Here is a 25,921-nt window from a genome sequence, read left to right on the forward strand (position 1 = left end):
GCCTTTTAACATCGGCCAGGGCCGCCGCGCTCTACTATTCGGCTATGACCACCCCACCTGCCTCGGTCCGCATCATCAATCTGGTGCCGGCCGCCCTGATGACTATTGGCGCGCTGCTGCTGATCAACTTCTTCAGTCATGTCGCCTCGCCGCTGATGGCTGTCGTCCTGGCGCTCCTGATTGCCACAGCGCTCAACCCGGTCGTGAGGACACTCTCGCGCTGGATGCCGCGTGGTCTGGCCGCTGCCGCCACTGTGCTGGTGCTGACGGCTGTGCTGCTTGCCAGCGTGCTGCTGACCTTGCCGCCCCTGTTCGCGCAGCTGAGTAACCTCGCTGCACTGGTGCCTACCAATGTGGGCCAGCTGCAGGACATTCTGGGCAATCTGCAGCAGCGTTACCCGCAGCTGGAACCGCTGCTGAACCTCAACAGCGACGCCCTGCGCCAGGTGGAGAACTGGGCCGGCGGCTGGCTGTCGCGTTCGGCCGGCTCGCTGGTGAGCAAGGTCACCGAGCTGGGACTGGGTATTTTTCTGGCCCTGGTCACGCTGGTCATGATCATCTACGCCCTGGCCAACCCCACCCCGCTGATCAACGGTGCCATCGGCGCGGTGCCGCAGGGTTACCGGATCAAGGCCACCCGCGCGCTGGCGCAGATTCTGATGCAGATGGGCGCCTGGGGCCGCGCCACCGTCCTGCTGATGCTGCTGATGGGCGGAGCGATGGCGGCCGGGCTGTATTTCCTGGGCCTGGAAAACTGGCTGATTTTCGGGTTGCTGGCGGCGGTCGGTGAGCTGATTCCGGATATCGGGTCCATTATCGCCACGGCCATTCCGGCCGTGTTCGCTCTGGCCGTCGACCCCAAAATCGCTGTCTATGTGGTGATTCTTTCTATCGTGCTGCACGTGCTGGAAGCCTACGTGGTCGCGCCGATGCTGATGAGCGGCGCCGCCAAGATGCATCCCCTTTCGGTCATGGCCGGCATCCTGCTGTTCGGCAGCGTGTTCGGGCTGGTCGGCGCCTTTCTCACGGTGCCGTTTCTGATCGTGATCAAGGCGCTGTACGAGAACTTCTACCTCACCGACCGCCCCAATATCAGTGACGACGTGGCCCAGGCCCTGATTCGCGGCGATGTGGAAGAGGAGCTGGCCGAGGAAAGAAAGCAGCAGGAACGGCAGGACGAGGAGCAAGAGACCGCGAAACCGGCCGCGCGGGACGAGAGCGGTGTATCGTTGGATCAGCTCGAAGGCTTACTCGGCGACACGCCGGAGGACCAGGCAGGCAGCGCTCCTGGAGCAAAGAGTAGTGTGACCCTTTCGCCGGCGCCAACCGATCCCGGCACCAAGGCTCCTCCCCGGCGCTGAAGCTGAGCGCAGGGCCCCAGTTTCGGGCCGAGTTCAGCCTGGGAATGAGGCAGAATTGACTAAGGTCAGATGTACGGCTGCGCCTGGAGCGCTTCTAACGCATGCGCTATGCTCGGCGTATGGAACAGAAGTTTATCGTGACCGACGAACATGGCCTGCACGCCCGTCCCGCTTCGGCAGTGGTCAAGGCGGCCACGCCTTTCGCGGCCGATCTGAAACTGGTGGCCGGTGACAAGTCCGTGAACCTCAAGAGCCTGATGAGCGTGCTGAGCATGGGCCTGACCAAGGGCAGCGCCTTTACCCTGACGGCGGAAGGTGAAGACGCGCAGCAGGCACTGGACACTGTCAGCCAGACGCTGATTGATCAGGGACTGGCGCAGCGTGCCTGAACCTGAACTGTTGGCCGGCGACCAGGCCAGTATTCGCAGCCCGGCGCAGGAAGCCACCGCCCTGGACGTGGCCCGCCGCCTGACCGGAATTGCTGCTTCGCCGGGCCTGGGTATTGGCCGGGCTTTTGTCTTGCGGCCGCCGGACCTGACGTTTGAGGCCCAGACGGAGGGCGCCGACCCGGCCGAGCAGCAGCGGCGCTTTGACGCTGCGCTGGAACAGAGCCGCGCCGAGTTGCAGGCGGTGCGCGACCGAACGGCCGAGCAGCTGGGCGAAGAACACGCTGAAATTTTCGACGCCCATCTGCTGCTGCTGGCCGACCCCGAGTTGCTGGAACAGGTGACGGCCGGCTTAAAGCAGGGCCAGAGCGCCGAGACGGCACTCAGCCAGGTATCGGAAACCTTTATCGCAGTGTTCGAAACGATGGACGACGAGTACATGCGCGAGCGGGCCGCCGACCTGCGCGACGTGCGTGACCGGGTGCTTTCGCACCTGCTGGGTCGCCCGCTGTCCTCGCTGGGAGACTTGCGTGAACCGTCTATTCTGGTGGCACACGATCTGGCCCCCAGCGACACGGCGGCTCTGGACCGCTCACTGGTGCGCGGGGTCGTGACGGCGGTCGGGGGGCGCACCAGCCACTCGGCCATCATGGCGCGCGGGCTGGGCCTGCCGGCAGTGGTGGGCGCCGGAGAAGCGGCCCTGACGATTGCCAACGGTACCCCACTCATCGTGGACGGCGAACTGGGCCGCGTGCTGGTGGAACCGGGCGAGAGCGCTCTGGCCGAAGCCCAGGCCCGCGCCCGTTCCTACTCCGAGCACCGCGACCGCTTGCTGGCGCTGGTTGGCACCGAAGGCCGCACCCTTGACGGCGAGCGCATTGAACTGGCTGCCAATATCGGCAGCCCCGGCGACCTGCCCATCGCGCTGGACTACGGCGCCGAGGGCGTGGGCCTTTACCGCACCGAATTCCTGTATATGGCCCAGGACCGGCTACCTACCGAGGAAGAGCAGTTCAGCGCCTACCGCCAGGTTCTGGAAGGCATGAATGGCCGGCCGGTGATTATCCGCACCCTGGATATCGGCGGCGATAAGGCCGCGCCCTACCTGAATCTGCCGCAGGAAACCAATCCCTTCCTGGGCTTCCGGGCCATCCGGCTGTGTCTGGCCCGCCCAGACATCTTCCGGGTGCAGCTGCGGGCGCTGCTGCGGGCCAGTGCGTACGGCAATCTGCGAATCATGTTCCCGATGGTGGCCACGCTGGAAGAATTCCGCCAGGCCCGTGGCCTGCTGGAAGAGGAACGCACTCGGCTGGAAGTCGAAGGCGTATCAGTGGCCGAGCATGTCCCGCTGGGCATGATGATCGAAGTGCCAGCGGCGGCCGTGCTGGCCGAAACTTTTGCCCGTGAAGCCGAGTTCTTCTCGGTGGGGTCCAACGACCTGATCGGGTACTCAATGGCCGCCGACCGCCTGAACGAACAGGTGTCGGGCCTTTACCAACCGCTGAATCCCAGCGTGCTGAAAATGATTGCGCTGACCTGTGAAGGCGCGCAGAAACACGGCCGCTGGGTGGGCGTGTGCGGCGAGATGGCCGGCGACCGCCTGGCCATGCCGCTGCTGGTGGGGATGGGCGTCACCGAACTGAGCATGAGTGCGCCCGCTCTGCTGTCGCGCCGCGAACAGCTGCTCAATCTGAATCTGTCCCAGGCCCGCGAAGTCGCCGCCGAGGCGCTGACCCTGGGCACCGCTGCCGAGGTTGAAGCTCTGGTTCACCGGGCTTTCGGCACGGCCGCTGAGGAGCTGGCCGGAGTATGAGCCGCATTCCGGAGCAGCGGGGAGCGGGGGCTAGTCATCCCCTGCTGGAACTTTCCGGCTGGCTGGTGCTGCCGCATGGCACGGCCGCTTCTTTCGGCCGGCTGAGTTTCGGCCAGTGGATCGAGAGCATGGAAACGCTGGAGGAGTCTCAGGATCAGCCCCGGCGCTACATCCTGCCCGGATTTATTGATACCCACGTGCATGGCGGCGGTGGCGGCGACACCATGGACGGTGTGGCAGGTATCCAGACCCTCAGCCGGCTGCACGCCCGGCACGGCACCACGTCACTGCTGGCCACCACCATCACCAACCCCTGGGAGCGGATTATGGCGGCCCTGCAGGCGGTGCGTCAGGTGATGGACTTGCAGGCGCAGCAGCAGGCTCAGGGCAGAGTGCCCACTGGTGCGCAGGTGCTGGGAGCCCATCTGGAAGGGCCTTTTATCAGCCCGCAGCGCCTGGGCGCGCAGTATCCGGCCACCCGGGAGCCTACCCCGGAACTGATCGCGGAGGTGCTGGCTGCAGAGTGCGTGCGGGCCATTACCCTGGCGCCGGAAGTGCCCGGAATCGCTGCGGCAGCGCAGCAGCTGGCCGCCGCCGGAGTGCGCATGGGAGTGGGGCACACCCGCGCCGACGGCGACCAGACGGCCGCGTTCTTGCAGGAACTGGCCCCGCTGGGACGGCTGGCCGCCACCCACCTCTTTAACGCGATGGGCGGCATCGAGGGCCGAGTGCCGGGACCGCCCGGCGCCCTGCTGAGCCATCCCCAGGTCTTTCCGGAAGTAATTTTCGACCTGCAGCACGTGCATCCCCTCAACCTGCAGTTGGCCCGAGCCGCCTGTCCGGACCGGGTCATGCTGATCACCGACGCCATGCGGGCCGCCGGCCAGGGTGACGGCGAAAGCGAACTGGGCGGACAGGCGGTCACTGTGCGTGACGGCCGCGCCACCCTGGCAGACGGCACCCTGGCCGGCAGCGTGCTGACCATGGACCAGGCCCTCCGCAACGCAGTCGGCGCTGGCGTGCCGCTGCCAGAAGCCAGCCGGATGGCCTCGGCTCACCCGGCCCGCTCGCTGGGCCTGACCGACCGCGGCGAGTTGCGCGAGGGCCTGCGTGCCGATCTGGTGGTGCTGGACGAAGACCTGCAAGTGGTGGACGTCTACATTGGCGGGCAGCGCTTGGCACCTGTGCCTCAAGGAGAGATATGACGACAGCCCATCCGACCGACCCTTTGATGCTGCAGGAGACCCGCGAGATTCCCCGCGTGCTGCGTGAGCAGCGAGAGCGCAACGCTGCCGTGACCGGGGCGCTGGCCGCCCGCCTACGGGGGCAACTGCCTCCCTACGCCATTACGGTGGCGCGGGGCAGCAGCGACCATGCCGGCCGGGTGATCAAATACGCGCTGGAAGTGGGCCTGGGCCTGCCGGTGGGCAGCATGGGCCCCAGTGTTCAGACGGTGTATGGCCGCGAACTTCATCTGGACGGCGCTCTGGTCATCGCCATTTCGCAGTCGGGAGCCAGTCCGGATGTGGTGGAGACGGTGCAGGCGGCCCGCCGCAGCGGCGCCATTACCCTGGCGCTGGTCAATGTGGAAGACAGTGACCTGGCCCAGGCGGCCGAGTGGGTGCTGCCCCTGCACTGCGGACCCGAAAAAGCTGTGGCAGCCACCAAGAGCTACCTGGCCAGCCTGCATGCCCTGATGCCGCTACTGGCTGAGCTGATGGACGACCAGAAGCTGCACGCTGCGCTGGACTGCTTGCCGGACCTCTGCGAGCAGACACTGGGGCTGGAAGCTCAGGCCCGGGAGCTGGCAGAACGCTACCGCTTTGCTGAGAACCTGATTGTCCTCTCGCGTGGGTTGCACTTCGGAGTGGGAGAAGAAGCCGCCCTCAAACTGAAGGAAACCAGTGGCCTGCACGCCGAAGCCTACTCGGCAGCCGAATTCAGCCACGGCCCCAAGCGCCTGATTGCCGAAGGCGTGCCGCTGCTGGGGCTGACCTCACAGGATGCTGCCGCCACCACCACCGCCGAGGCATATCAGGCCCTGCGGGGGGATGGCGCCGACCTGCGGACTCTGGGCTCGGCCGCCGGCAGCGACCTGCAGGTCCCGGGCAGCGGCCATCCTTTTACCGATCCTCTGCTGACGGCACTGGGTTTTTATCTATTTGCGGCGCATGTGTCGCTGGAGCGGGGCAACGACCCCGACCGGCCGCCGCTGCTGAACAAAGTGACTCGCACCCGCTGACGGTTTTTCGGGGGTGGACCGGGGCAAGAAGTCCAAGCTTCTTTTTCCGGCCCGCCTTTGCTGTGCCAAGTGCCTTTACTGATTTGCCGGTGCAGTGGGCAGGCCGGGCGCCACACTTAGCGGGCGCAGGCCGCGCGCCGCCGCCGCGGCTTCCAGTTCCTCGCGGAAATCGGGGTGGGCGATGGCGGTCAATGCCTGCGCCCGCTCGCTCAGGCTGAGGCCGTACAGGTCAGCCACGCCATATTCGGTCACGATATAGCGCACGTCGCCGCGGGTGGTCACCACGCCCGCGCCGGGTTGCAGCAGGGGGACAATCCGTGAAGTGACCTGCCCCCGCACCAGCGCGGTGCTGGTCACCGCCATGATGGAGCGGCCACCCTCACTGGCATTGGCGCCGCGCACGAAATCCAGCTGCCCGCCAAAACCCGACACCATTCGGGTGCCAACCGAGTCGGCGCAGACTTGCCCGGTCAGGTCAATCTCGATGGCCGAATTGACCGACGTCATCCGCCGGTTGCGGGCAATCAGGTTCACGTCGTTGGTGTAGTTGCTGGGGTACATCTGAAACATGGGGTTGCGGTCGGCGAAATGGTACAGTTCCGGCGTGCCCAGCATCAGGGTGCCGATGATCTGCCCCGGGTGCACCGTCTTGCGGCGGCCGGTAATCACGCCGGCCTGCACCGCGTCCATCACCGAGGTGCTGATCAGTTCGGTGTGCATGCCCAGGTCCTTCTTGCTGTGCATGGCGCTGAGAGCAGCGTCGGGAATGGCCCCGATGCCGATCTGGACGGTGTCGCCGTCTTCGACCAGGTCGGCGATATGCTGCCCGATCAGTCGCTCCTCGGGGGTCAGGACGGACGCTTCGGTGCTGGGCAGGGCAAAATCGTCCTCCACGATCACGTCCACCTCGCTCAGATGCAGGTGGCAGTCACCGTACATGCGCGGCATCTGCGGGTTGACCAGTGCAATTACGAAAGGTGCCGAGCGGGCCGCCGCCTGCATTCCCACCGACTCGGTGCCCAGGCTGACAAAGCCGTGTTCGTCGGGCGGCGCGACCTGCACAATGGCGGCGTCCAGGCGGATTCTGCCGGAAGTGAACAGGCCTGGAATGTCTTTGAGGAAAACCGGGATGTAATCCAGCTGCCCCTTGCCGTAAGCACGGCGGTCGGCCGGCCCCATGAACAGCGCCCGGCGCAGAAAGGGGCTGTTCTCGTTGGGCAGAGGGTTCTCGCCCATCAGCAGGACCGAATAGAGTTCGGTGCCGCGCAGGCGTTCGCCCTGGCGGGCCAGTTCCCGCAGCAGCGGGGTGGGCGAAGAGGCGTTTCCAGAAATGGCGACCCGCCAGCCGGGGTTCAGGTGAGCAATGGCCTCGGCGGCGCTGAGCCGGGCCGGGGTGCCCGTCCGTGAATTGTGAAGCATGGCCCCAGTGTCGCACCCGGAGCGGGCGGCTGACCCTTCAGAATTCCTTGTGCTCTGGCAGATATTCCTGCTGAAGCAGCTGCAGTAGGGAGCCGCGTTCGTTGCTGGCCCGGCCTTCCAGCACTTGCTCGGTCAGCCACCGTTTGGCGGCGCCCACCCCACGGGGGCTGAGGCCCAGCGCCAGCAGTTCGTGGCCGCTCAGTGCCAGAGCATGCTGCGAGAAAGCCGGCGGCAGCGCAGCGGCAGACGCCCGGATCAGCGCCTGCCGCTCCCGAACCTGCGCTGGGTCCTCGCCCACGTGCGAGAGTCGGTCGGCAGCGTACAGTTCCAGCAGCGGCTCCAGCAGGTCGCCGGCTGCAGCGGCCAGGCGCCGGGCAGCGGCCGGCGAGGCAGCCTGGCCAGGGCGCATGTGTAGCTCAACCAGCCGTCCCAGATCGCGGATGTGGCGCTGATCGGCCCGCAGCCGGCGCAGGCTCTGGCGGGTCAGCTCGGCGCCCACCTTCTCGTGGCCGTAAAAATGCCCCAGGATTCCCCGCGGGCCCCTGTCCAGCCGCCGGGTACGCCCTTTGCCGATATCGTGAAAAAATCCGGCCTGCCGGGCCAGCGGTGCGGCGCTCATCCGGTCCAGCTTCTCCACCACACTCAGCAGGTGCTCCGAGACGGTTTCGCTGTGGTGGGGGTTGTGCTGTTCCAGGCCGTCCACTTCCGACCAGGCTGGCACCAGTTGCGCCAGGGCGCCCGTGTCGGCCAACCAGCGTAGGCCGCGTGCGCTGTGGGGCGCCGCGAACAGCTTGAGCCATTCCTGCCACAGCCGCTCGGGAGCCACCTCGGCCAGCCGGGGTGCGGCGGCCCGCGCCGCAGCGGTGAGTTCGGTGTCCGGCGTCAGGCCCTGCGCGGCGAAGCGGGCGGCCCGCAGCAGCCGCAGCGGGTCTTCGGCCAGCCGGTCAGCCGCCGAGAGGGTGGCCCGCAGCAGCCCGGCTGCCAGGTCCGCTTGCCCGCCGAAAGGATCGTATAACCTGGCTGCGCCGTCTTCTCCCTCGCCCTGGGGGCACAGCCTCAGCGCCAGCGCATTCACAGTAAAGTCACGCCGGGCCAGGTCGTCTGCCAGCGGAAGGCGTGGGTCGCTGGTCCAGCGCGCCGTGCCGGACTCCCGGCGGCTGGGCAGGGCCAAGTCCAGCCACTCGCCGGCCCACTTCACTTTCAGCACCCGGAACGATTCGCCCACCCCCAGCACCGGCGCCGGCGCCAGCCGCTCACGCAGCAGGGTTTCCAGCGCTGGGCTGCTCAGGTCGGGATGCCGCACCAGCAGGTCCAGGTCGTGGGCCGGGCGCCCCAGCAGACGGTCTCGCAGTGCTCCCCCCACCAGGTACAGCTCACAGCCGGTGCCGGCCAGCGCGGCACAGAGTCCTGAAACTGGCTCCGGCGGCATGGCAAAGTTCGGCTGGTCGGTGTTTTTGAGAGAGGGGGCAGGGGCCATGACTCCAGTCTAGAAGACCTGTCATCTGAAAGGCAGACGGACTTGTGCTTGCAACGGATAAAGCAGAACTGTATAAAGACTCAAGGCTTCTTGCACGACCGTTAAACAAATGTACAGACCTGACCCCGCGCAGGTTGTCGCTTGTTCATGGCGTTGCCGGCCCTGAGCTAGAGGAGAACCCCCCATGAAAAAGAACCTGCTGCTGCTGCTGATCGGCACCCTGATGCTGGCCGCCTGTAACAATAAGACCGAAACCACCACCTCCACGACCACCACGGCGCCGGCGTCCGGCACCGAAACGTCCAGTAGTGGCACTGAGACGGCCAGCGCTGCCAGCACCGGCGCGTCCGGCGCGGCCACTGCGGTGGCAAACACCGCCGACACCCTGATCATCCAGCAGTCGGCCGATATTCCCACCCTGGACCCCGGCACCACCTATGACACCAGCTCCGGCCAGGTCGTGGAAAACATGTACGAAACCCTGGTGGATTACGACGGCGCCAGCCTGAACAAGATGGTGCCGGGCCTGGCGACCAAGTGGGAAGAGGGCAACGGCGGCAAGCAGTACCGCTTTACCATGCGCGACGGCGTGAAGTTCCATACCGGCAACCCCATGACCTGTGAGGACGCCAAGTACACTTTCCAGCGCAATCTGGTGACCAACACCAGCTCCAGCGGCAACTGGTTCCTCTCGGAATCGCTGCTGGGCACCCCCGCCAACGCCAACGACGACAAGGACGGTCTGGTGACCTGGAAGGCCATTCAGGCTGCCGTGCAGTGTGACGGCAACGTGCTGGTGTTCAACCTGCCCAAGGTGGACCCCTCTTTCGTGCCCAAGCTGGCTTACCTGGGCCAGGGCATCGTGGATTCCAAGCACGCCAAGGAGATTGGCGAGTGGGACGGCACAGAAAAGACCTGGAAAGACGCCGTGGGCAAGGACCTCGAAGGCAGCCCGCTCTCCAAGGACCCCAGCGGCACCGGCCCCTTCAAGTTCCAGAGCCGCGACGCCAACAACATTATCGTGGAGCGCTTTGACGGGTACTGGGGCAAGGCCCCGGCCCTCAAGACCGTGGTGCTGCAGATCGTTCCCGAGGAAGCCTCGCGCAACCAGGCCTTCTTGAACGGCGACGCCGACGTGGTGGAAGTGGCCGGCGGCCGCCCCTTTATCGAGCAGCAGCTGACCGGCAAGCCGGGCATCAAGATCATCGACAACCTGCCCAACACCTATGTGTTCGGTATTTCCATGAACCAGAAGGTCAAGGACCCGGTCAACCTGGGCAGCGGCAAGCTGGACGGCCAGGGCATTCCGGCCGATTTCTTCAAGGACCCGGATGTCCGTAAGGGCTTTATCGCCGCGTTTGACCAGAAAGCTTACATCGATCAGGTGCAGAGCGGCAAAGGCCAGCCGCGTAACTTCATGCTGCCCGACACCTTCCTGGGCTACGACCCCAGCCTGCCCGCGCCGCAGTTCGACCTCAAGGTCGCCGAGGAGTATTTCAAGAAAGCCTGGGGCGGCAAGGTCTGGGAAAACGGCTTTACCATCAACGCGTCGACCCGCCAGGGCAACCTGGAACACCAGACCATGATGGAAATGATCAAGCAGAACGTCGAATCTCTAAACCCCAAGTTCAAGATCAACCTGAACCAGAAGCAGTGGAGCGACATTCTGGCCGACGCCCGCGCCGGCAAGGAAGCCCTGACCGTGGCGACCTGGGCGCCTGATTATGCCGACCCGGACAACTTTGTCCACACTTTCTACGATTCCAAGGGTTACTACAATGTCCGTACCGGCATCAATGATCCCGAGCTGGACAAGATGATTGATCAGGCCCGCTCCACGACCGACGAGGCCAAGCGGAAGGACCTGTACCGCCAGATCGCTCAGCGGTCGATGGACCAGGGCTACTTCATCATGATGCCCACCAACCCGCAGATCCGCGCCATTCGCGACAACGTGAAGGGTGTTGACGAAACCACTTACAACCCGATGCGCTCGTTCACCATGGGCGTGCTGTGGAAGAACATCAGCAAGAGCTGAACAGTAGAGCAGTAGAGCGATAGCTACAAAAGAGACAGGCGGTGGGGTGACCCGCCGCCTTGTCTGTTTGTTCTATGGAATGACTGGCTACGGCAAGCCTGTTTGCTCTTGCGCCTCCTCGCTGGGTAATGACCTGCTGCTTTCCACATAGGCAGGGCTTTAGAGCACCATCAGATCAGCTTCTTCCCAGTCCTGTTCCCAGATCAGGTCGCGCATCACCCAGCCGCAGCCGGGGAAGCGGTAGCCGCGCTGAATGGCCCGCATCAGCTCGGCGCGGACCAGGCCGATAGGAATAGACCTGGCCTGCTGCACATCAAACAGGCTGAGCTGACCGTTCAGGTCTTCCAGGGGGCTGCCTGCCTGAGCGGCAATAAAGGTGTGTGGCGCCGGCAACGGCAGGAACTGCCACTCCTGATGGGGTGGCTCGTTCTTTGGGCGGAGCAGTCCGGCCTGGGCCAGTTCAGCGACCTGCGAGGCCACCTCGTGCAGCGGCCGGGCGCCCGCGTGTGCCGCGGCCCGCACGCTGCATCCACCGGGCCGGCTGAACGGGGCCATCGCGCCGATAAAGCGGGTGCTGGGGCTGCCAATCCACTCGTTGTAACGGGGCCATTCGTCGGTGACGCGCGCCCACTCACTCAGGATGAACTCGAACGGCGCCAGAGGTGGCTGGGCCTGCACCTGCGCCGGATCAATGGCCCAGAATTCGGCGTGCCCGGCACTCAGGTCCTGCGGAAAGCTGAACAGTGCGTCCAGACCCGGCCAGTCCAGTACAGCGCAGTCCACGATTTCGCCGCCGAAAAAAGCCAACCGCAAAGTCAGGCTGCTGCGGCCTAGAAAAGCCTCGACTTCCAGCAGCCCGGTCTGCTGGGCAGCATGAATCAACTCCAGCAGACTGTTCAGGGGCAACTCGGCCAGGGTCCCACGGATGCCTGCGGCTCCCCCCGAAGCCTGAAAAGAGTGATTTAAGACCAACATAATGTGGTTATATTCGCCTAAGCTTTCTCACTCAATTCTTTTCTTTCGCCATGGTGGGCCGCGGAACATTCCCTGAACGCTGAGCCAGGGCCCGCCCGCTTTCTTTTTTCAGGGAGAGACGCTGATCTCCGATCCTGTCTCGGCCGGCAGGGGCTCTAGCGGCGTGGCAGGAACCGGGTCACTTGCAGGGGCCGCCGCAGGTCCCGGGGTCATGGATGGCTGTGCCTGTGATTGCCCCGGTGATGGGGACTTGTTCTGTTCTGCTGTGCTGGGCGCATTCTTGGCTGGCGCCGCTTTCTGGGCTGGGGCCTGAGTGGCCGCTGCAGCGGAAGCGGCTGGAGCTTCGGGCGGCACAGGCGGCGGCCAGGTAATGCCGTCCAGGCAGCCGTCGCGGCCGAACAGGGGACCGAAAGCCGCCGGATTCAGCTGCACGGTGGCCCGGCCGGCCCGGTTGTTCTGGCAGAGATTGCGCTCGCCGGTGCCGCCGGCCGCTTCCTTGAAGACCAGGCCGTAGCCGCCGTTGCCCAGCAGGGCATTTTGCTCCAGCACCGGCGCCGCTTCACCGCGCACCACGATGCCGTTCTGGGCCTGCTGCTGCACCGTGTTGCGCCTCAGCTGTGCGCGGCTTTTGTCCTGCAAGACCACACCACTTTGCCGGCCGCCGCTGATCCGGTTGCCCTCCAGTACCGGTGCGGCCTGCCCGGCAATGACAATGCCGTTGCCCTCGGCGCCTTCAATCACGTTTTCGCTGGCTTCTCCGCCGGCGGTGCCGCTGTAGTCCAGCGCGCTCCCGTGAATGTTCAGCAGCTGATTGCTGCGCAGTGTTGGGGCTGCTGCTTCGCCTAGCCGGATGCCGGTCCGGCTGCCGCTGATGGTGTTGCCTTCGGCGCTGCCGCTGGCCTGGGCCAGATACAGCAGGCTCTCCTGCGAGGCATCACTCAGCTGGTTGCCGCGCAGCTGCGGCTGGGCCTGACCGCCCACGCTGACGGTGTTCTGGCCGCCGCTGATCCGGTTGTCTTCCAGGGTGGGGGCCGCCGCGCCGCTGATTTCTACCCCGCGCTGCTGTCGGCCCTGAAAGCGGTTGCCCCGCAGGGCCGGTTTGGCGCTGCCGGTGATGACAGCGCCGCTTTCGGCGTTGCTGTCCAGCAGGTTGTCGTGTAGGTCACCGCCGGTCTGGCCGCTGAACCGCACGCCGGTGATGCTGTTGTGTTCCAGCCTGGAGCCGCTGAGCGTCAGGGTGCTGTCTTCCACACTGATGCCGATGGTGTTGCGCGAAAAGAGGCTGTCGCTGACAGTGGCCTGGGCGCCGGACCGCAGCCACAGACCGCTGCCCTGCATCTGCTGGGTGCCTGAGGGAACGGCGCCGGTCAGCCAGATGTTCTGCCCGGTGAATTGGCCGCGTTCGACCCGCACAGCTGCTCCTGCCTCCCGGCCGGCCCAGGCCACCGTCAGGTTCTGCAGGGACAGGTGCACGTCGCGCGACAACACGGCGCTGCCGCCGCCGCTGCCCAGCAGGTAAGTCTGCTGCTGGCCCTGGCCGATCAGTTCGGTGTCCCAGCGCGGTTCCAGCGGTGCGGTGAGCAGATAGACGCCCCTGGCGAGGGTTACCCGCCCACCTTTGGCCGCCGCCTGCATCAGCGCCCCGACCTTGGCCGAATCCAGCACCGGTAGGGTGTATTCGGCCTTGAGCCAGCCGGTCTGCTGGCCGTAACACACCTTGTACCAGTCTCCTTTTTGCGACAGTACCTTGACCACGCTGCGGCCTGGAATGGCGGCTAACGGCGTGCCGGCAGTGTCGGCGGCTGGGCGCAGGTTCAGCGAGGCAGGCAGGGTCATCAGCTGCGCGGCGTCGCCGGGGTTGGGCGCGCTGCCGGTCATAGCGCCGGGTGCCTCGGCCGTGCTGCTGGCGCTGGCCACCGTGGTCTTTTCAGTCTGCGCGGTCTGCACACTTTGCGTTTTTGTCTGGAGGGCCTCACGCAGCTGCGGCAAGCCAAGATAAACAATGCCTCCCAGCAAAGCCAGTGCCACTGGCAGCAGCCAGGGCCACAACGGACGCGGGGCCGGGGCGGGCACCGCGTTCGTTGGTGCGGGCGCGGCAAACTCGTGCTCGCTGACCGGAGCGGTTGCTGGAGCTGGTGCCCCGGCTTGCGGGACAGCCGGCGGCACCGCGGGCCGGTCCAGCAGCCGCAGGGCCGCCGGGGCGGAGATCGGCAGGCCCGCGCCGGCCGGGGCGCTCAGGGCGTCCAGCAGCCGGGCCAGAGGGGAACCGGCCGGCAGCAACTGCACCGCTCCGCGCAGCAGGGCGCCGATGCGCTGCAGGTCGCTGCCGACCGAGCCTTCGCCCAGCGCGGCCCAGAGGTCCTGCACCCCCACGCCGCCCCCCTGATCCAGCCAGACCTGTGCTGGTGTCAGCCCCGGCAGGTGCAGACCGGCCGTGTGCAGCTGCGCGGCCGCTCCCAGCAGCCCACGTGCCAGCAGTTCGCCGTCCTGCGGAGGCAGCGGCGGGTGGTGCTCCAGGTACTGTGCCAGGCTCTGTCCCGGGCGTTCCCGGTAGACCAGGAAGCTGGCCTGCGCGTCGCTCCAGGCGGTCAGGGCCGGGCTGAAGGCCTGCCGCTCGGCCGCCGGGCGTGCCTGCACAGCCGCCAGCCACTCGGCTTCGGTGCGTGCTTCCGGTGGCGGGGGCAGGATTCGGCGCAGCAGCAGGGCCGGGCTGTCTGCTTCCTGCACTGGCGCGAGCGGTTCGACCTGATAGTGCTGCACCGTATAGCCATGCATGCCGGCCTGTCCGGTCAGCGACAGGATACGGAAGTCGCCGGCCCGGTCTCCGGGGGCCAGCGGACTCGGGTCGGGAATCTGGGACTGCGTCATCAGTTCGGTTCCGATGATACTGGACAGGCCGCGGCAACGGGGCTCTTTTGTGCTGCCGGAGCCTCTTTCTGTGTCCGGCTGATTCGGCCAGCTCCCCAGGCCTGAACGGTTGCATCTGCCCCCTCTTTCCCACATACTGCGCGTATGACAAAAGGTGGTCAGATCCCGGCCCCAGGCGATGTCCCGCAGGACGAGCGCCGGCTCAAGCTGGCCCAGGCTGTGCGCGGAGCGGACCTGGACCGGGTGGTGGCGATGCTGCCAGACGCGTTCCGGGCGCCGCAGCACACCGTTCGCTCCACTCTGAAGTGGATTTTCGAGGCGGCAGAGCGCGACGGAATCAACCTGCTGGACCCGCCCGAGGACTTCCAGGCCTGGCTGGGCGCACCACTGGGTGAAACCCGCAGCGGCCCCGACACCGCCAAGCCCAACACTGTGCGGACCCGCCTGACCCTGCTGGGCGCCATGTACCGCGCCCTGTACGACGAAGGCCTGATCGGACGCGATCCGCTTTACGGCTTCAAGCGGCCGCCCGCGCAGCGCAAGCTGAATTACCTGCCGTCACGGGAAGCCATCGAGCGCTTGATCGCTCAGGCGGATGACCCGGAAATGAAAGCGGCCCTGTACCTGATCACCTGGCAGGCTTTCCAGACCGGCGAGGTGCTGGGCCTGAAATGGTCGGACATCGACCCGCAGCGCGGCACCATCCTGCGGCGGCGCACCGAGACACATGTGGCGCCGGAAGTACTGCAGGCCCTGCAGAATCTGGCCGACAAGCAGGGCGGCTGGCTCTTTTCCAAGGGCTGGGTCATGACCATCCGCACCGACGCCGGCTTCCGGCAGGCACTATGGCGCACCTGCAAACTGGCCAACACCGATTATGTGCCGCCGTCGCACCTGCGGCAGGCGGCGCTGCGCGACTTCGGGAACATCCTTTCCGCTCAGGATGCCGGCTATGTCAGTCCCAAAGCTTACGCTGAGGCCCTGGACCTGGCCCGCGGGGTGCTGGAAGAGCAGAAAGCGTACCCGGCAGCGGAGCCGAACACCGGAGCCGAAGATTCCTGAACTGTGACATTCTTCCTGCTTGACAGCCGGTAAAATTGGGCATGTCTAAGTCCAGAGCGAAAGCCAGTGCCTCTACCGCCGCGCCCCCACAGGCCGCCGAGCCAGTGGTGCCGATGGAAGTGCCCGACACCGAGGTGCTGCCGGCGACCCGCGTCAACCCCCGCTCCTATGGGTTGGATGAGCAGCAGGTCGAGGAAAAATACGTGCAGGAGCGTGGCGAGGCCAAAGGGTCGGGCCGGGCAGTGGCCACCCAGGACATTCTGCTGAACACTCCCATCGAGGACATCGGCGGGGTGGCGCGCACGCTGCTGGACGCCCTCTCACCCGACGAACAGCGGGCGCTGCTCAGGGCCCTCAAGCGCGGGCAGGCGGAAGACCCGGCCAGCGAGGACGGCGCCGAGCTGAACGAACAACTCAACCCCGACTGGCGCGAGGGCGGCTACCCTTACCGCTACCACATGAGCCGCCGGACCTACGAGCAGGAAAAATACCGCCTGCAAATCGAACTGCTCAAACTGCAGGCCTGGGTCAAAGACACCGGCCAGAAGGTGGTGATCATCTTCGAGGGCCGTGACGCCGCCGGCAAAGGCGGCACCATCAAGCGCTTTACCGAGCACCTCAACCCGCGCGGCAGCCGGGTGGTGGCCTTGGAAAAACCCACCCCCACCGAAGCGGGGCAGTGGTATTTCCAGCGCTACATCCAGCACCTGCCTACCGCCGGCGAAATCGTGCTGTTCGACCGGTCGTGGTACAACCGCGCCGGCGTGGAGCGGGTGATGGGCTTTTGCACCGATGACGAGTACCACGAGTTCCTGCGGCAAGCACCCGAATTCGAGCGGCAACTGGTCCGCAGCGGCACCCGGCTGATCAAGTTCTGGTTCAGCGTCAGCCGCGCCGAGCAGCGCCGCCGCTTCAAGGAACGCCAGATTCATCCCCTCAAGCAGTGGAAACTGTCCCCGATCGACATGGCCAGCCTGGACAAATGGGACGACTACACCCGCGCCAAGGAAGCGATGTTCTTTCATACCGACACCGCCGACGCGCCCTGGTACGTGGTCAAGAGTGACGACAAGAAGCGTGCCCGCCTGAATGCCATGCGGCACGTGCTGTCCAGCATGCCGTACGACAACCGCGACCCGGCCAATGTCGGCGTGTCTGACCCGCTGATCGTGGGCCGCGCTCAGGGCCTTTACGACCGCGACGAACTGCCCGACGTGGCCGAGCTGCCCGGCAAACCCGGGGCGGCAGCGCCCAAGGGCGGACACGCCAAGAAGAAATAAGCACCGGGTCCAGTCAAGGCAAGCGGCAGGAGTCAGAGGCACTCCCGCCGCTTGCCTTTTTACTGTTCGCCCGGCCGGGTCGCGGCCTTCATCTGCCGCACGTAAGCTTGCAGCCCGTCCAGCATGGCGGCTTCATCGTCCAGATGATCTTCGATGATCTGTACCACTGCCGAGCCGCTGATGGCGCCGCCAGCGCCGGCGTCCAGCGCGGCCCGCACGTGTTCGGGCCACGAGATGCCGAAGCCCAGCAGCGCCGGGGGGCCGCCCGCGTTCCGCAGCGCCCGGATCACGGCCTCGGCCGGCCGGGCGGTGCCGCCCTCGGTGCCGGTCACGCCCGAGCGGGCCAGCAGGTACACGTAACCCTGCGACCTCTGCGCCACCCCACGCAGGCGCTCCTCGCTGGCGTCAGGCGGCGCGATGAAAATGGGCGCGATGCCGTGCCGGGCGGCGGCATCCTGAAAGCGCTGGCCCTCGCGCAGCGGTACGTCGGCCACCAGCACCGAGTCACCGCCGGCGGCCGCCACCCCGCCGTAAAATTCCTCCAGCCCGAACGATTCCACCAGGTTGGCATACACCAGCAGGCCGATAGGCGCGTCCGGATAATCGGCGCGGACCCGACGGATGATGTTCAGCCCGGTGCTCAGCCCGGCGCCGGCCGCCAGCGCCCGGATATTGGCCGCCTGAATGGTGGGGCCGTCGGCCACCGGGTCTGAGAAAGGCAGGCCCAGTTCCAGCGCGTCAGCACCAGCGTCCAGCAGGGCGCGGATCACCTTTTCGCTGGTCTCCACGTCCGGATCACCCAGCGTCACGAAGGGCACGAAGGCGCCCCGCTCGCCGCGTCCCCGCAGCGCCGCAAACATCATCTCGTAGCGGGTCATGCCTGCTCCTCCCCGGCGGCCAGCAGCGACCGCACATGGTCAATGTCCTTGTCACCGCGCCCCGAGAGATTGACCAGCAGCGTGGTGCCTTCGGGGGCGTCCTGGGCCACTTTCAGCGCGTAGGCCAGCGCGTGCGCCGATTCCAGCGCGGGGATGATGCCCTCGTACTGGCTGAGCAGCCGGAACGCTTCCACCGCTTCCGCGTCGGTAATCCCCACGTACTGGGCGCGGCCGGTCTGCTGTAAATAGGCGTGCTGCGGCCCCACGCCGGGATAATCCAGCCCCGCCGACACCGAGTGTGATTCTTCCACCTGCCCCTCGGCGGTGCGCATCACAAAGGTGCGCGAGCCGTGCAGAATCCCGATTTTGCCGGCGTAGATGGGCGCGCCGTGCCGCCCGCTGTCCAGGCCCTCGCCGGCCGGCTCCACACCGGTCAGCCGCACGCCCGGCTCGTCCAGAAAGTCCGCGAACATACCGATGGCATTGCTGCCGCCGCCCACGCACGCAATCACCTCGTCCGGCAGCCGCCCGGTCCGCTCGATCATCTGCGCCTTGGCTTCCTCTGAAATCATCCGGTGGAATTTGCGCACGATGGTGGGAAAGGGGTGCGGCCCGGCGGCGGTGCCCAGCAGGTAGTGGGTGGTGTCGTAGGAGGCGGTCCAGTCGCGCAGCGCCTCGTTCACGGCGTCCTTGAGGGTGCCGCTGCCGGAGTCCACCGGCACCACCTTGGCGCCCATCAGTTCCATGCGGAACACGTTGGGCTGCTGCCGGGCCACGTCCTTGGCGCCCATGTAGATGGTGCAGTCCAGGCCCATCAGAGCGCAGGCCAGCGCGGTGGCGGTGCCGTGCTGCCCGGCGCCGGTTTCGGCAATCACCCGCTGCTTGCCCATTCGCCGCGCCAGCAGAGCCTGCCCCAGCACCTGATTGGTCTTGTGGGCGCCGCCGTGAACCAAGTCTTCGCGCTTGAGAAAAATGCGGGCCCCACCTTTCAGCGGCAGATGACGGCACTCGGTCAGGGGCGTGGGGCGGCCCAGATAGTCTTTCAGCAGGCTGCGGAACTCGGCCTGAAATTCGGGGTCGCTCTGCGCGGCGATGAACTCGGCTTCCAGCTGATCGAGCGCCGGCAGCAGGATTTCGGGCACGTATTGCCCGCCGAACTCGCCGAAGTAGGCGGGCAGCTGCGGCGTGCCGCCGGGGCGTGGGGTGGCCGGGGAAGTCTGGGTGGTCATGGGTGAGCTCCTTATCTAGAAAGGGGAGAAAGGCGGAAAGAGAGTTTGGGCTGCGCCGCGTCAGTGAATGGACAGCTGGACCTCCGGCGGTGCGGTGTCCGGGCGTGTCTGGCCGCCGTATTGCCGCAGCTGGGCAAAAGCCTGGGCAATCAGCGCTGCGTCCTTGACCCCCTTTTCGCGCTCCAGGCCGGAGTTGAAATCCAGGCCCAGCACGCCGGTCTGGAGGGCCGCCTGGGCATTGGCCGGGGACAGACCGCCGGCCAGCAGCGAGCTTCTTCGCAGTTCCGGCGGAATCTGCGCCCAGTCGAACGGCTGCCCGGTGCCGCCGGCGCCCCGGTCCAGCACGAAGCGGTCCACCGCCGCGCCGGGCAGCGGCTGGCCGGCCGGGACATCCAGCGCGTACCAGACCTGCACCCCGGCCGGCAGCTGCTCGCGTAGCGCCTGGATGAAGGTGTCGTCCTGACGGCCGTGCAGCTGAAGGGCGTATAGCGGCAGAGCGCGGGCCAGCGCAGCCGCTTCGGCGGGGTCGTGGCCGGTGAACACCGCCACCCAGTCCAGCTGCGGTGCGGCGGCCGTGAGTGCTTGAGCCTGCGCCACGCTTACCTCACGCGGTGAGCCGGGCGCGAAAATCAGGCCGCCGTACAGCGCCCCGGCTGCCGCTGCGGCCTGAGCAGCTCCCGGCGTGGTCAGGCCGCAGACCTTGTGTTCGCCGTAAATCAGCTGCCGGGCGGCGCGGTCCACGTCCGGCTGGCTGCACAGGCTGCTGCCCACCAGAAAAGCCTTCACGCGCGGCGCCGTGCGGCGCACCGCAGCGTTGTCTCGCAGGCCCGATTCGGCCACCAGCACGGCGCCGGCCGGAGCCAGCGGCGCCAGCTCCGCCGAGCGGTTCAGGTCAATGCTCAGGTCGCGCAGGTCGCGGTGGTTGATGCCGATGATCTCGGCGCCCAGCGCGGCGGCCCGCCGCATCTCTTCCGGGGAGCTGACCTCGGTCAGAATGTCCAGCCCCAGCGAGCGGGCCAGCGCTGCCAGCCGGCGGTATTCCTCATCGTCCAGCACCGACAGCATCAGCAAGATGGCGTCGGCGCCATAGTGGCGGGCGGCCAGCACCTGCACCTCGTCCACCACAAAGTCCTTGCACAGCACCGGCAGGTGGGTGGAGAGCGCCACCGTCTGCAGGTGCGCGTAGTCGCCGCCGAAGAAGTCCGGCTCGGTCAGCACCGAGATGGCGGCCCCGTAGCGCGAGTAGATGTGGGCCAGCTCCTGCGGGCGGTAGTCGGAGCGAATGGCTCCCAGGCTGGGGCTGGCGCTTTTGCACTCCAGGATAAAAGCGTCGCCCGGCGCCAGCGCGGCTTTCAGGCTGCGGCGGCTGGGCGGCAGGTCGGCGGCACGCAGGTCGCCGTAGCGTGCCCGCAGTTCCTCCACCCGCACGCGGCGCTGGGCGACGATTCGGCGCAGAACCTCGCTCATGCGTCCACCTGTGCCTGCGCGGAGGCGGCGTGGGCCGGGTGCTTCAGCCGCTCGACGTGTTCCGCTACCTGGCCCGAGCGCAGCTGTTCCAGCGCCACCTCGACCCCGTCGCGGATGCTGGGGGTGTCGCCCATCAGGTACAGCAGGGCGCCGGTTGCAGCGGCGATGGCCTCACGGTGCGCCTCGGCGCCGCGGCCTTCCAGCACCTCGCGGATCATCCGGGCGTTGTCCTGTGGGCCGCCGCCCACCAGCGCCGACAGCGGCCGGTCCTGCAGGCCCATATCGGCCGGGGTGATGGTGTAGTGCTCGATTCGGTCGTCCTCGAACACCTCGTACACCTGGGTGGGGCCGTGCAGCGCGATCTCGTCCAGGCCCGAGCCGTGGACCACCAGCGCCCGGGTCTGGCCCAGCTGCGCCAGCGTCTGCGCCAGCAGCGGGGCCACCTCGGCGCGGGCCACGCCCAGCAGCTGCCGGGTGGGGCGGGCCGGGTTCAGCAGCGGCCCCAGGAAATTCAGCAGGGTGGGCACCGCCAGCGCCCGGCGCAGCGGCATGATGCGGCCCACCGCCGGGTGGTACTGGGTAGCGAAGATATAGCAGAAGTCGTGCTCGGCCAGCTGCCGGGCGGCGTCCTCGCTGCTCAGCTGGGTGGGAATGCCCAGCGCTTCGGCCAGGTCGGCCGACCCGGTGCGGCTGCTGACCGAGCGGTTGCCGTGCTTGGCGACCGGCACGCCCAGGCTGGACGCTGCCAGCGCCGCCGTGGTGGAAATGTTGATGGTGCCGGCCATGTCGCCGCCGGTGCCCACGCAGTCGGCAATCGGGCGCGGCTGCCTGGGAAAGGGCAGGCAGGCGCAGCGGTAGGCCAGGGCGGCGCCGGCCAGTTCTTCGGCCGTTTCGCCGCGCGTCTTCATGGCGATCAGCAGCCCGGCCATCTGCCCTTCGCTGAAGTCGCCGCCGATCATGGCGGTAAAGAGCTGCTGCGACTCCTGCTGGGTCAGGCGCTGGCCCAGCAGCACCGAGCGGAGCAGGTCGGGCGGGGTGGGAATGGTGCGGGAACGGGTCATTGGGAGGCCTCCTGGGGATGGCTGCTTGGCTGAGAAGCACTGGGCTGGACAAGGTATTCGGCGGCCCGCAGCAGCAGTTCGCGGCCCCGGGGTGTCAGGATGGATTCAGGGTGGAACTGAAAGCCCAGTGCTGGGACCTGGCGGTGTTCGGCGGCCATACAGATGCCGTCTATCTCGGCCAGTGAGCAGAGGTCCGGGGGCACGGCGCGGGTGCCCAGCGAGTGATAGCGGGCCACGCTGACGGTGCCCAGCCCGGCGAACAGCGGGTGCCCGGTGCCTTCAGCGGTCAGGGTCAGCGGCTGCGCTTCGCCGTGGACCGCGCCCACCCGGCCCACCGGATTGCCGCAAACTTCCAGCAGCGCCTGAAAGCCCAGGCAGATGCCCAGCACCGGAAAGCGGCCCAGGGCGGCCCGCAGCAGCGGCGACAGTTCGCCGGCGTCCTGTGGGTGGCCGGGGCCGGGCGAGAGCACCAGCAGCACGCCGCCCGGCTGGGCCTGCAGTTCGCTCAGCCGGGCCAGCAGCTGCGGGGCCGGAACGTTGTTGCGGTAGACCTCGGTGGTCATCCCGGCCGAGGCGAATTCGTCCAGCAGGTTGTAGACGAAGGAATCGCGGTTGTCCAGCAGCAGCACCTGGGGCCCCGGGGTTCCAGAGGCAGAAGGCTGGGGCCGGGTCATGCGCTCTGCTCCTGTGCCTGAACTGAGCCCTCTGCTTGCGCCTGCGCCCGGGCAACAGCCAGCAGCACTGCACGTGCTTTTTGCTCGGTTTCGGTGGCTTCGGCGGCCGGGTCCGAGTCGCGGACCACGCCGGCGCCGGCTTGCACGGTGCACTGCCCGCCCTGCACGAAGCCCGAGCGAATCACGATGCAGGTGTCCATGTCGCCGTTTCCGGCCAGATAGCCCACCGCGCCGCCGTAACTGCCACGCCGCTCGCCCTCGGTTTCGCGGATCAGGCGCATGGCTTCCAGCTTGGGCGCGCCGCTCAGGGTGCCCATATTCATGCAGGCGCGGTAGGCGTCCAGAGCGTCCAGCCCCGGTTTCAGCTCGGCCACCACCTGACTGACCAGGTGCATCACCTGCGAGTAGCGGTCCACTTCCAGCAGCCGCGCCACCTGCCGGGTGCCCGGCACCGCCACCCGCGCCAGATCGTTGCGGGCCAGGTCCAGCAGCATCAGGTGCTCGGAAAGCTCCTTGCGGTCCAGCCGCAGTTCCAGCTCCTGGCGGTGGTCGCGTTCGGGGCAGATGTCGCCGCGTTCGTCCCGGCCCCGCGCCCGGGTGCCGGCGATAGGATACAGCTCGGCCTGGCGCGTGGCGGCCGTGAACTTCAGCGCCGATTCCGGCGAGGCGCCGAACAGCTCGAACTCGCCGGCGTGCAGGTAAAACAGGTAAGGGCTGGGGTTGATCGCCTTCAGCTCGGCGTAGGCGGCCAGGGCGCTGGGGCAGGGCAGGGTAAAGCGCCGCGAGGGCACCACCTGATAGATGTCGCCGGCTTGGATATGCTCCTTGAGCCGGCTGACCTGCGCCATGAAGGTCCGGTCGTCGGGGAACACCTGGGCGGGCGGAGCGGCGGCTGTGGCTGCTGCTAGCGTGGCCGGGGGCAGCGGCGCAGGCAGGGTTTGCAGCTGCGCGGCCAGCGCGTCCAGCTGCTGCTGCCGGTCGGCGGCGGTATCTGGTGTGGCCAGTGCCAGCAGCTGAGCCGTCTCCTGCTGATGGTCCAGCACCAGGGCCGTTTCTGCCAGGTAAAAGCGGTAGTCGGGGCAGCTGTTCACGCCTGCCGGCACCGGGGGCAACTCCTCGAACGAATCCAGCAGGTCGAAGCCAAAGATGCCCAACAGCAGTGGAAACAACTCGCCGGGCAGGCCCAGTTGTTCCGGCGCCCCGGGCCGCACTGGCAACTTTTGCAGCGCCCGCAGCGGCTCCACGTTGCTGGGTGCAGCCAGCCGCTGGCTTTCGCTGAGGCCGGCCGGAGGCGCGGGAAACAGCAATTCGAGGCTTCGGGGTTCCTGCGCGGTCACGAACTGCGGCAGGGCGCCGGCCAGCTGTGCCAGTGCCGTCTCACCGGTAGGCGTGAGCGCCTGCACGCTGACCATGTGGCCGCAGCAGGTCAGGCGCAGGGCAGGCGTGAGCATCATCAGGCTTTTGAGGTGGGCGCCGGAGCGCACGTCGGCAGATTCCAGCAGCACGCTTTCGGGGCCGGAGCTGCCGGGCAGTGCGCCGCGCAGCGCCTGAAAGTAGTGCAGGGCGTCGGGCTGATAGGGCGCGGGAGACTGAAAGGAGAGCAGCATCGGCAGAGGGAGCCTTTCTGAGAGGGGAAGAAGAGAAAAAGGGAAAGCAGCTGCGGCGGGGCTCTCCGGTCTACCGAATAAAAAAACGCCCGCCTGCGGGGAGGCGAGCGGGCGGGGTCTGTAAGGGAGAGGAAAAATTTTCCTGTCAGGATTCAGACGCGGAGATGGCCGGCTCGCTTCAGCGAGGGCCACCACCAGCGGTTGCTCTGAATCTTCATGTAGCCGAGTGTAGGGGTCCGGCAGGAGACTGTCAACCCAGGTGCCTCCCGGCTCCGCAGAAATTGCTGACATCTGGCAAACGAAACCCCTCTACTCTATAGTGGCCGTTATGAAAAAGCTCATGTCGCTCATCTCTTTGCCGTTGCTGCTGGCCGCCTGCCACCAACCAGCCCAGCCCCAACCGGCCGACGGCACCACCACCGTGACGGTGCTGGGTCTGAACGACTTTCACGGCCAGCTGGAGCCATCCTCTTTCCGGGGCAAGCAGGTGAATGACCCCAAGAACCCTGGCAAGACCATGCCGGCCCCGGCCGGCGGGATTTCGGCCATCGGCGGGTTGGTGCAGGAGATCCGCACCGCCAACCCCAACACCGTGCTGGTGGGCGTGGGCGACCTGACCGGCGCTTCTCCGCTGAGCAGCAGCCTGCTGGCCGACGAGCCGAGCGTGCTGGCGATGAACCGCCTGGGCATGAGCGTGAACGTGCTGGGCAACCACGAGCTGGACTACGGCCTGAAGGAGCTGCAACGCCTGCAAAAGGGCGGCTGCGGCGGCGCGCGCGCCGAGAAAGCCTGCCAGTTCGAGAACAACTTTCCCGGTGCAAGCTACCGCTACATCGCGGCCAATGTGTTCGACAAGGACGGCGCCCACGTGTTCCCCGCCTACAAGATGGTCAAGGTGGGCGACCTGAATATTGCCTTTGTGGGCGCCGTACTGAAAGACGCCCCCAGTGTGGTCACGCCGTCGGGCGTCGCGGGGCTGCGATTCCAGGACGAGGCCGAGAGCATCAACAAAGTGCTGCCCGAGGTCAAGCAGCAGGGGGCCGACGCCGTGATTGCGCTGATTCACCAGGGCGGCGCGGCCGGATCACCCTACGATCAGCCGGGCTGTACCGACCTGAGCGGGCCCATCGTGGACGTGGTTAAGCGCCTTGAACCCAGCGTGGTTGCCGTAATGACCGGCCACACCCACCAGGCCTACAACTGCGTGGTGGGCGGCCGTCCGGTGATTCAGGGCGCCTCGCAGGGCCAGCTGATGCAGCGCCTGGACCTGACTGTGACCCGCAGGAACGGGGTGTCCAGCGTGACCGGCGTGAAAGCCGAGAACCTGCTGGTAGACGCGCAGAAATACAGTTCGCCGGAGCTGGCCGACCTGGCCGCGCAGGCCAAGGCCAAAACTGCCCCGGTAGCGAACCGGGTGGTGGCGACCATCGGCGCGCCGCAGTTCAGCCGCCAGACCAATGCCGCCGGGGAAAGTGCCCTGGGTGACCTGATTGCCGACGCCCAGCTGGCCGCCACCCGCGCGCCCGAGCGGGGCGGGGCCGTCATTGCCCTGATGAACCCGGGCGGCATCCGCGCCGACCTGCCGGCCCAGCCTTCGGCTCAGTCCTCGACCACCGTCACCTACGGCGACATTTTCGCCGTGCAGCCGTTTGGCAACCTGCTGACCGTGCTGACCCTGACCGGCGAACAGATCAGGGCCACTTTGGAACAGCAGTTCGACAACCCTTCGGCCGGCAGCCAGCGCATCTTGCAGGTCAGCCAGGGCTTTGCCTACAGCTATGACCTGTCGCAGCCGGCCGGGCAGCGCGTGCGGGATGTCACCCTGAACGGCCAGCCGCTGAACATGAATGCCGATTACCGCGTGACCGTGAACTCGTTCCTGGCCGATGGGGGCGACAACTTCAGCGCACTGCGGGCCGGCCGCGACCGCCTGGGCGGCGGCCTGGATGTGGACGCGCTGTCGGCTTACCTGAGCAGCGGTGCAGTCAAGCCCGGCGCGCAGAACCGGATCACCCGCGCCGCCCCCTGAGACTGCCGGGCCGGGGGAGGCGAAGGGAGGGGCGAGGCTATCCCGCTTCCTCCCG

19 protein-coding genes are annotated in these 25,921 nt (G+C 67.1%); 9 read left to right on the forward strand and 10 right to left on the reverse strand.

Annotated features, from left to right (window positions below):
* Window positions 1-44 precede the first annotated feature (44 nt).
* From OCI36_RS10235 to OCI36_RS10255, 5 genes are all read left to right on the forward strand, one after another.
* Window positions 45-1,361, forward strand: coding sequence for an AI-2E family transporter (locus OCI36_RS10235; RefSeq protein WP_261664987.1), 1,317 nt, complete (start codon window positions 45-47; stop codon window positions 1,359-1,361).
* A 119-nt stretch (window positions 1,362-1,480) separates the two neighbouring features.
* Window positions 1,481-1,750, forward strand: coding sequence for an HPr family phosphocarrier protein (locus tag OCI36_RS10240; protein WP_261664988.1), 270 nt, complete (start codon window positions 1,481-1,483; stop codon window positions 1,748-1,750).
* Window positions 1,743-3,560, forward strand: a complete 1,818-nt coding sequence (ptsP, locus tag OCI36_RS10245) for a phosphoenolpyruvate--protein phosphotransferase (RefSeq protein WP_261664989.1) — start codon at window positions 1,743-1,745, stop codon at window positions 3,558-3,560. The genes OCI36_RS10240 and ptsP overlap by 8 nt, the downstream gene beginning before the upstream one ends.
* A complete protein-coding gene (gene nagA / locus OCI36_RS10250; RefSeq protein WP_261664990.1) occupies window positions 3,557-4,765 on the forward strand; it encodes an N-acetylglucosamine-6-phosphate deacetylase in 1,209 nt (402 codons plus the stop codon). The genes ptsP and nagA overlap by 4 nt, the downstream gene beginning before the upstream one ends.
* Window positions 4,762-5,802: an SIS domain-containing protein gene (locus OCI36_RS10255; protein WP_261664991.1), complete on the forward strand. Its 1,041-nt coding sequence runs from the start codon at window positions 4,762-4,764 to the stop codon at window positions 5,800-5,802. The genes nagA and OCI36_RS10255 overlap by 4 nt, the downstream gene beginning before the upstream one ends.
* A 75-nt stretch (window positions 5,803-5,877) precedes the next feature.
* On the opposite strand, the gene OCI36_RS10260 is transcribed toward OCI36_RS10255, so the two are convergent.
* Together OCI36_RS10260 and OCI36_RS10265 are read right to left on the reverse strand one after the other, a co-directional pair.
* Window positions 5,878-7,221 (reverse strand): acetyl-CoA hydrolase/transferase family protein, encoded by a 1,344-nt coding sequence (locus OCI36_RS10260; protein ID WP_261664992.1) that lies wholly within the window; start codon window positions 7,219-7,221, stop codon window positions 5,878-5,880.
* Window positions 7,222-7,258: 37 nt separating this feature from the next.
* The gene (locus OCI36_RS10265; protein ID WP_261664993.1) at window positions 7,259-8,698 is read right to left on the reverse strand and encodes a CCA tRNA nucleotidyltransferase; all 1,440 of its coding nucleotides are present in this window, start codon (window positions 8,696-8,698) and stop codon (window positions 7,259-7,261) included.
* A 184-nt stretch (window positions 8,699-8,882) separates the two neighbouring features.
* Between OCI36_RS10265 and OCI36_RS10270 the strand changes: the two genes are divergently transcribed.
* Window positions 8,883-10,736: an ABC transporter substrate-binding protein gene (locus OCI36_RS10270; protein WP_261664994.1), complete on the forward strand. Its 1,854-nt coding sequence runs from the start codon at window positions 8,883-8,885 to the stop codon at window positions 10,734-10,736.
* Between the two features lie 159 nt (window positions 10,737-10,895).
* Here the strand turns inward: OCI36_RS10270 and OCI36_RS10275 are convergent, their stop codons facing one another.
* Window positions 10,896-11,711, reverse strand: coding sequence for a DUF4388 domain-containing protein (locus tag OCI36_RS10275; RefSeq protein ID WP_261664995.1), 816 nt, complete (start codon window positions 11,709-11,711; stop codon window positions 10,896-10,898).
* Between the two features lie 108 nt (window positions 11,712-11,819).
* The gene (locus tag OCI36_RS10280) at window positions 11,820-14,579 is read right to left on the reverse strand and encodes a right-handed parallel beta-helix repeat-containing protein (RefSeq protein WP_261664996.1); all 2,760 of its coding nucleotides are present in this window, start codon (window positions 14,577-14,579) and stop codon (window positions 11,820-11,822) included.
* 144 nt (window positions 14,580-14,723) lie between these two features.
* On the opposite strand from OCI36_RS10280, the gene OCI36_RS10285 reads away from it, so the two are divergent.
* Window positions 14,724-15,641 carry a tyrosine-type recombinase/integrase gene (locus OCI36_RS10285; RefSeq protein ID WP_261664997.1) on the forward strand — a complete coding sequence of 306 codons (918 nt, stop codon included), beginning with the start codon at window positions 14,724-14,726 and terminating at the stop codon, window positions 15,639-15,641.
* 41 nt (window positions 15,642-15,682) lie between these two features.
* Complete coding sequence (gene ppk2, locus OCI36_RS10290) at window positions 15,683-16,921, forward strand: polyphosphate kinase 2 (RefSeq protein ID WP_261664998.1); 1,239 nt, start codon at window positions 15,683-15,685, stop codon at window positions 16,919-16,921.
* Window positions 16,922-16,980: 59 nt separating this feature from the next.
* On the opposite strand, the gene trpA is transcribed toward ppk2, so the two are convergent.
* Genes trpA through OCI36_RS10320 form a run of 6 tightly spaced genes read right to left on the reverse strand, consistent with a single transcriptional unit; the run spans window position 16,981 to window position 23,837 of the window.
* Entirely contained in the window at window positions 16,981-17,799 is an 819-nt protein-coding gene (trpA, locus tag OCI36_RS10295) for a tryptophan synthase subunit alpha (RefSeq protein WP_261664999.1), read from the reverse strand.
* Window positions 17,796-19,028 (reverse strand): tryptophan synthase subunit beta, encoded by a 1,233-nt coding sequence (gene trpB, locus OCI36_RS10300; protein ID WP_261665000.1) that lies wholly within the window; start codon window positions 19,026-19,028, stop codon window positions 17,796-17,798. The genes trpA and trpB overlap by 4 nt, the downstream gene beginning before the upstream one ends.
* A 60-nt stretch (window positions 19,029-19,088) precedes the next feature.
* Entirely contained in the window at window positions 19,089-20,495 is a 1,407-nt protein-coding gene (gene trpCF, locus OCI36_RS10305) for a bifunctional indole-3-glycerol-phosphate synthase TrpC/phosphoribosylanthranilate isomerase TrpF (protein WP_261665001.1), read from the reverse strand.
* The gene (gene trpD, locus OCI36_RS10310) at window positions 20,492-21,556 is read right to left on the reverse strand and encodes an anthranilate phosphoribosyltransferase (RefSeq protein WP_261665002.1); all 1,065 of its coding nucleotides are present in this window, start codon (window positions 21,554-21,556) and stop codon (window positions 20,492-20,494) included. Before trpD ends, trpCF begins: the two co-directional genes overlap by 4 nt.
* Window positions 21,553-22,230: a glutamine amidotransferase-related protein gene (locus tag OCI36_RS10315; RefSeq protein ID WP_261665003.1), complete on the reverse strand. Its 678-nt coding sequence runs from the start codon at window positions 22,228-22,230 to the stop codon at window positions 21,553-21,555. The genes trpD and OCI36_RS10315 overlap by 4 nt, the downstream gene beginning before the upstream one ends.
* Complete coding sequence (locus OCI36_RS10320) at window positions 22,227-23,837, reverse strand: anthranilate synthase component 1 (protein WP_261665004.1); 1,611 nt, start codon at window positions 23,835-23,837, stop codon at window positions 22,227-22,229. Before OCI36_RS10320 ends, OCI36_RS10315 begins: the two co-directional genes overlap by 4 nt.
* A gap of 328 nt (window positions 23,838-24,165) precedes the next feature.
* Here OCI36_RS10320 and OCI36_RS10325 point away from each other — a divergent pair, with 328 nt between their 5' ends.
* Window positions 24,166-25,866 (forward strand): bifunctional metallophosphatase/5'-nucleotidase, encoded by a 1,701-nt coding sequence (locus OCI36_RS10325; protein WP_261665005.1) that lies wholly within the window; start codon window positions 24,166-24,168, stop codon window positions 25,864-25,866.
* The last annotated feature ends 55 nt before the right edge of the window (window positions 25,867-25,921 follow it).

It is taken from the genome of Deinococcus sp. Marseille-Q6407, assembly GCF_946848805.1.
Classification (GTDB): domain Bacteria; phylum Deinococcota; class Deinococci; order Deinococcales; family Deinococcaceae; genus Deinococcus.

What these genes read in the sequence shown, in the direction of transcription:
- OCI36_RS10235 (WP_261664987.1), top strand. Translation starts at nt 45, where the DNA reads ATGACCACCCCACCTGCCTCGGTCCGCATCATCAATCTGGTGCCGGCC.
- OCI36_RS10240 (WP_261664988.1), top strand. Translation starts at nt 1,481, where the DNA reads ATGGAACAGAAGTTTATCGTGACCGACGAACATGGCCTGCACGCCCGT.
- nagA (WP_261664990.1), top strand. Translation starts at nt 3,557, where the DNA reads ATGAGCCGCATTCCGGAGCAGCGGGGAGCGGGGGCTAGTCATCCCCTG.
- OCI36_RS10255 (WP_261664991.1), top strand. Translation starts at nt 4,762, where the DNA reads ATGACGACAGCCCATCCGACCGACCCTTTGATGCTGCAGGAGACCCGC.
- OCI36_RS10260 (WP_261664992.1), bottom strand. Translation starts at nt 7,221, where the DNA reads ATGCTTCACAATTCACGGACGGGCACCCCGGCCCGGCTCAGCGCCGCC.
- OCI36_RS10265 (WP_261664993.1), bottom strand. Translation starts at nt 8,698, where the DNA reads ATGGCCCCTGCCCCCTCTCTCAAAAACACCGACCAGCCGAACTTTGCC.
- OCI36_RS10270 (WP_261664994.1), top strand. Translation starts at nt 8,883, where the DNA reads ATGAAAAAGAACCTGCTGCTGCTGCTGATCGGCACCCTGATGCTGGCC.
- OCI36_RS10275 (WP_261664995.1), bottom strand. Translation starts at nt 11,711, where the DNA reads ATGTTGGTCTTAAATCACTCTTTTCAGGCTTCGGGGGGAGCCGCAGGC.
- OCI36_RS10280 (WP_261664996.1), bottom strand. Translation starts at nt 14,579, where the DNA reads ATGACGCAGTCCCAGATTCCCGACCCGAGTCCGCTGGCCCCCGGAGAC.
- OCI36_RS10285 (WP_261664997.1), top strand. Translation starts at nt 14,724, where the DNA reads ATGACAAAAGGTGGTCAGATCCCGGCCCCAGGCGATGTCCCGCAGGAC.
- ppk2 (WP_261664998.1), top strand. Translation starts at nt 15,683, where the DNA reads ATGTCTAAGTCCAGAGCGAAAGCCAGTGCCTCTACCGCCGCGCCCCCA.
- trpA (WP_261664999.1), bottom strand. Translation starts at nt 17,799, where the DNA reads ATGACCCGCTACGAGATGATGTTTGCGGCGCTGCGGGGACGCGGCGAG.
- trpB (WP_261665000.1), bottom strand. Translation starts at nt 19,028, where the DNA reads ATGACCACCCAGACTTCCCCGGCCACCCCACGCCCCGGCGGCACGCCG.
- trpCF (WP_261665001.1), bottom strand. Translation starts at nt 20,495, where the DNA reads ATGAGCGAGGTTCTGCGCCGAATCGTCGCCCAGCGCCGCGTGCGGGTG.
- trpD (WP_261665002.1), bottom strand. Translation starts at nt 21,556, where the DNA reads ATGACCCGTTCCCGCACCATTCCCACCCCGCCCGACCTGCTCCGCTCG.
- OCI36_RS10315 (WP_261665003.1), bottom strand. Translation starts at nt 22,230, where the DNA reads ATGACCCGGCCCCAGCCTTCTGCCTCTGGAACCCCGGGGCCCCAGGTG.
- OCI36_RS10320 (WP_261665004.1), bottom strand. Translation starts at nt 23,837, where the DNA reads ATGCTGCTCTCCTTTCAGTCTCCCGCGCCCTATCAGCCCGACGCCCTG.
- OCI36_RS10325 (WP_261665005.1), top strand. Translation starts at nt 24,166, where the DNA reads ATGAAAAAGCTCATGTCGCTCATCTCTTTGCCGTTGCTGCTGGCCGCC.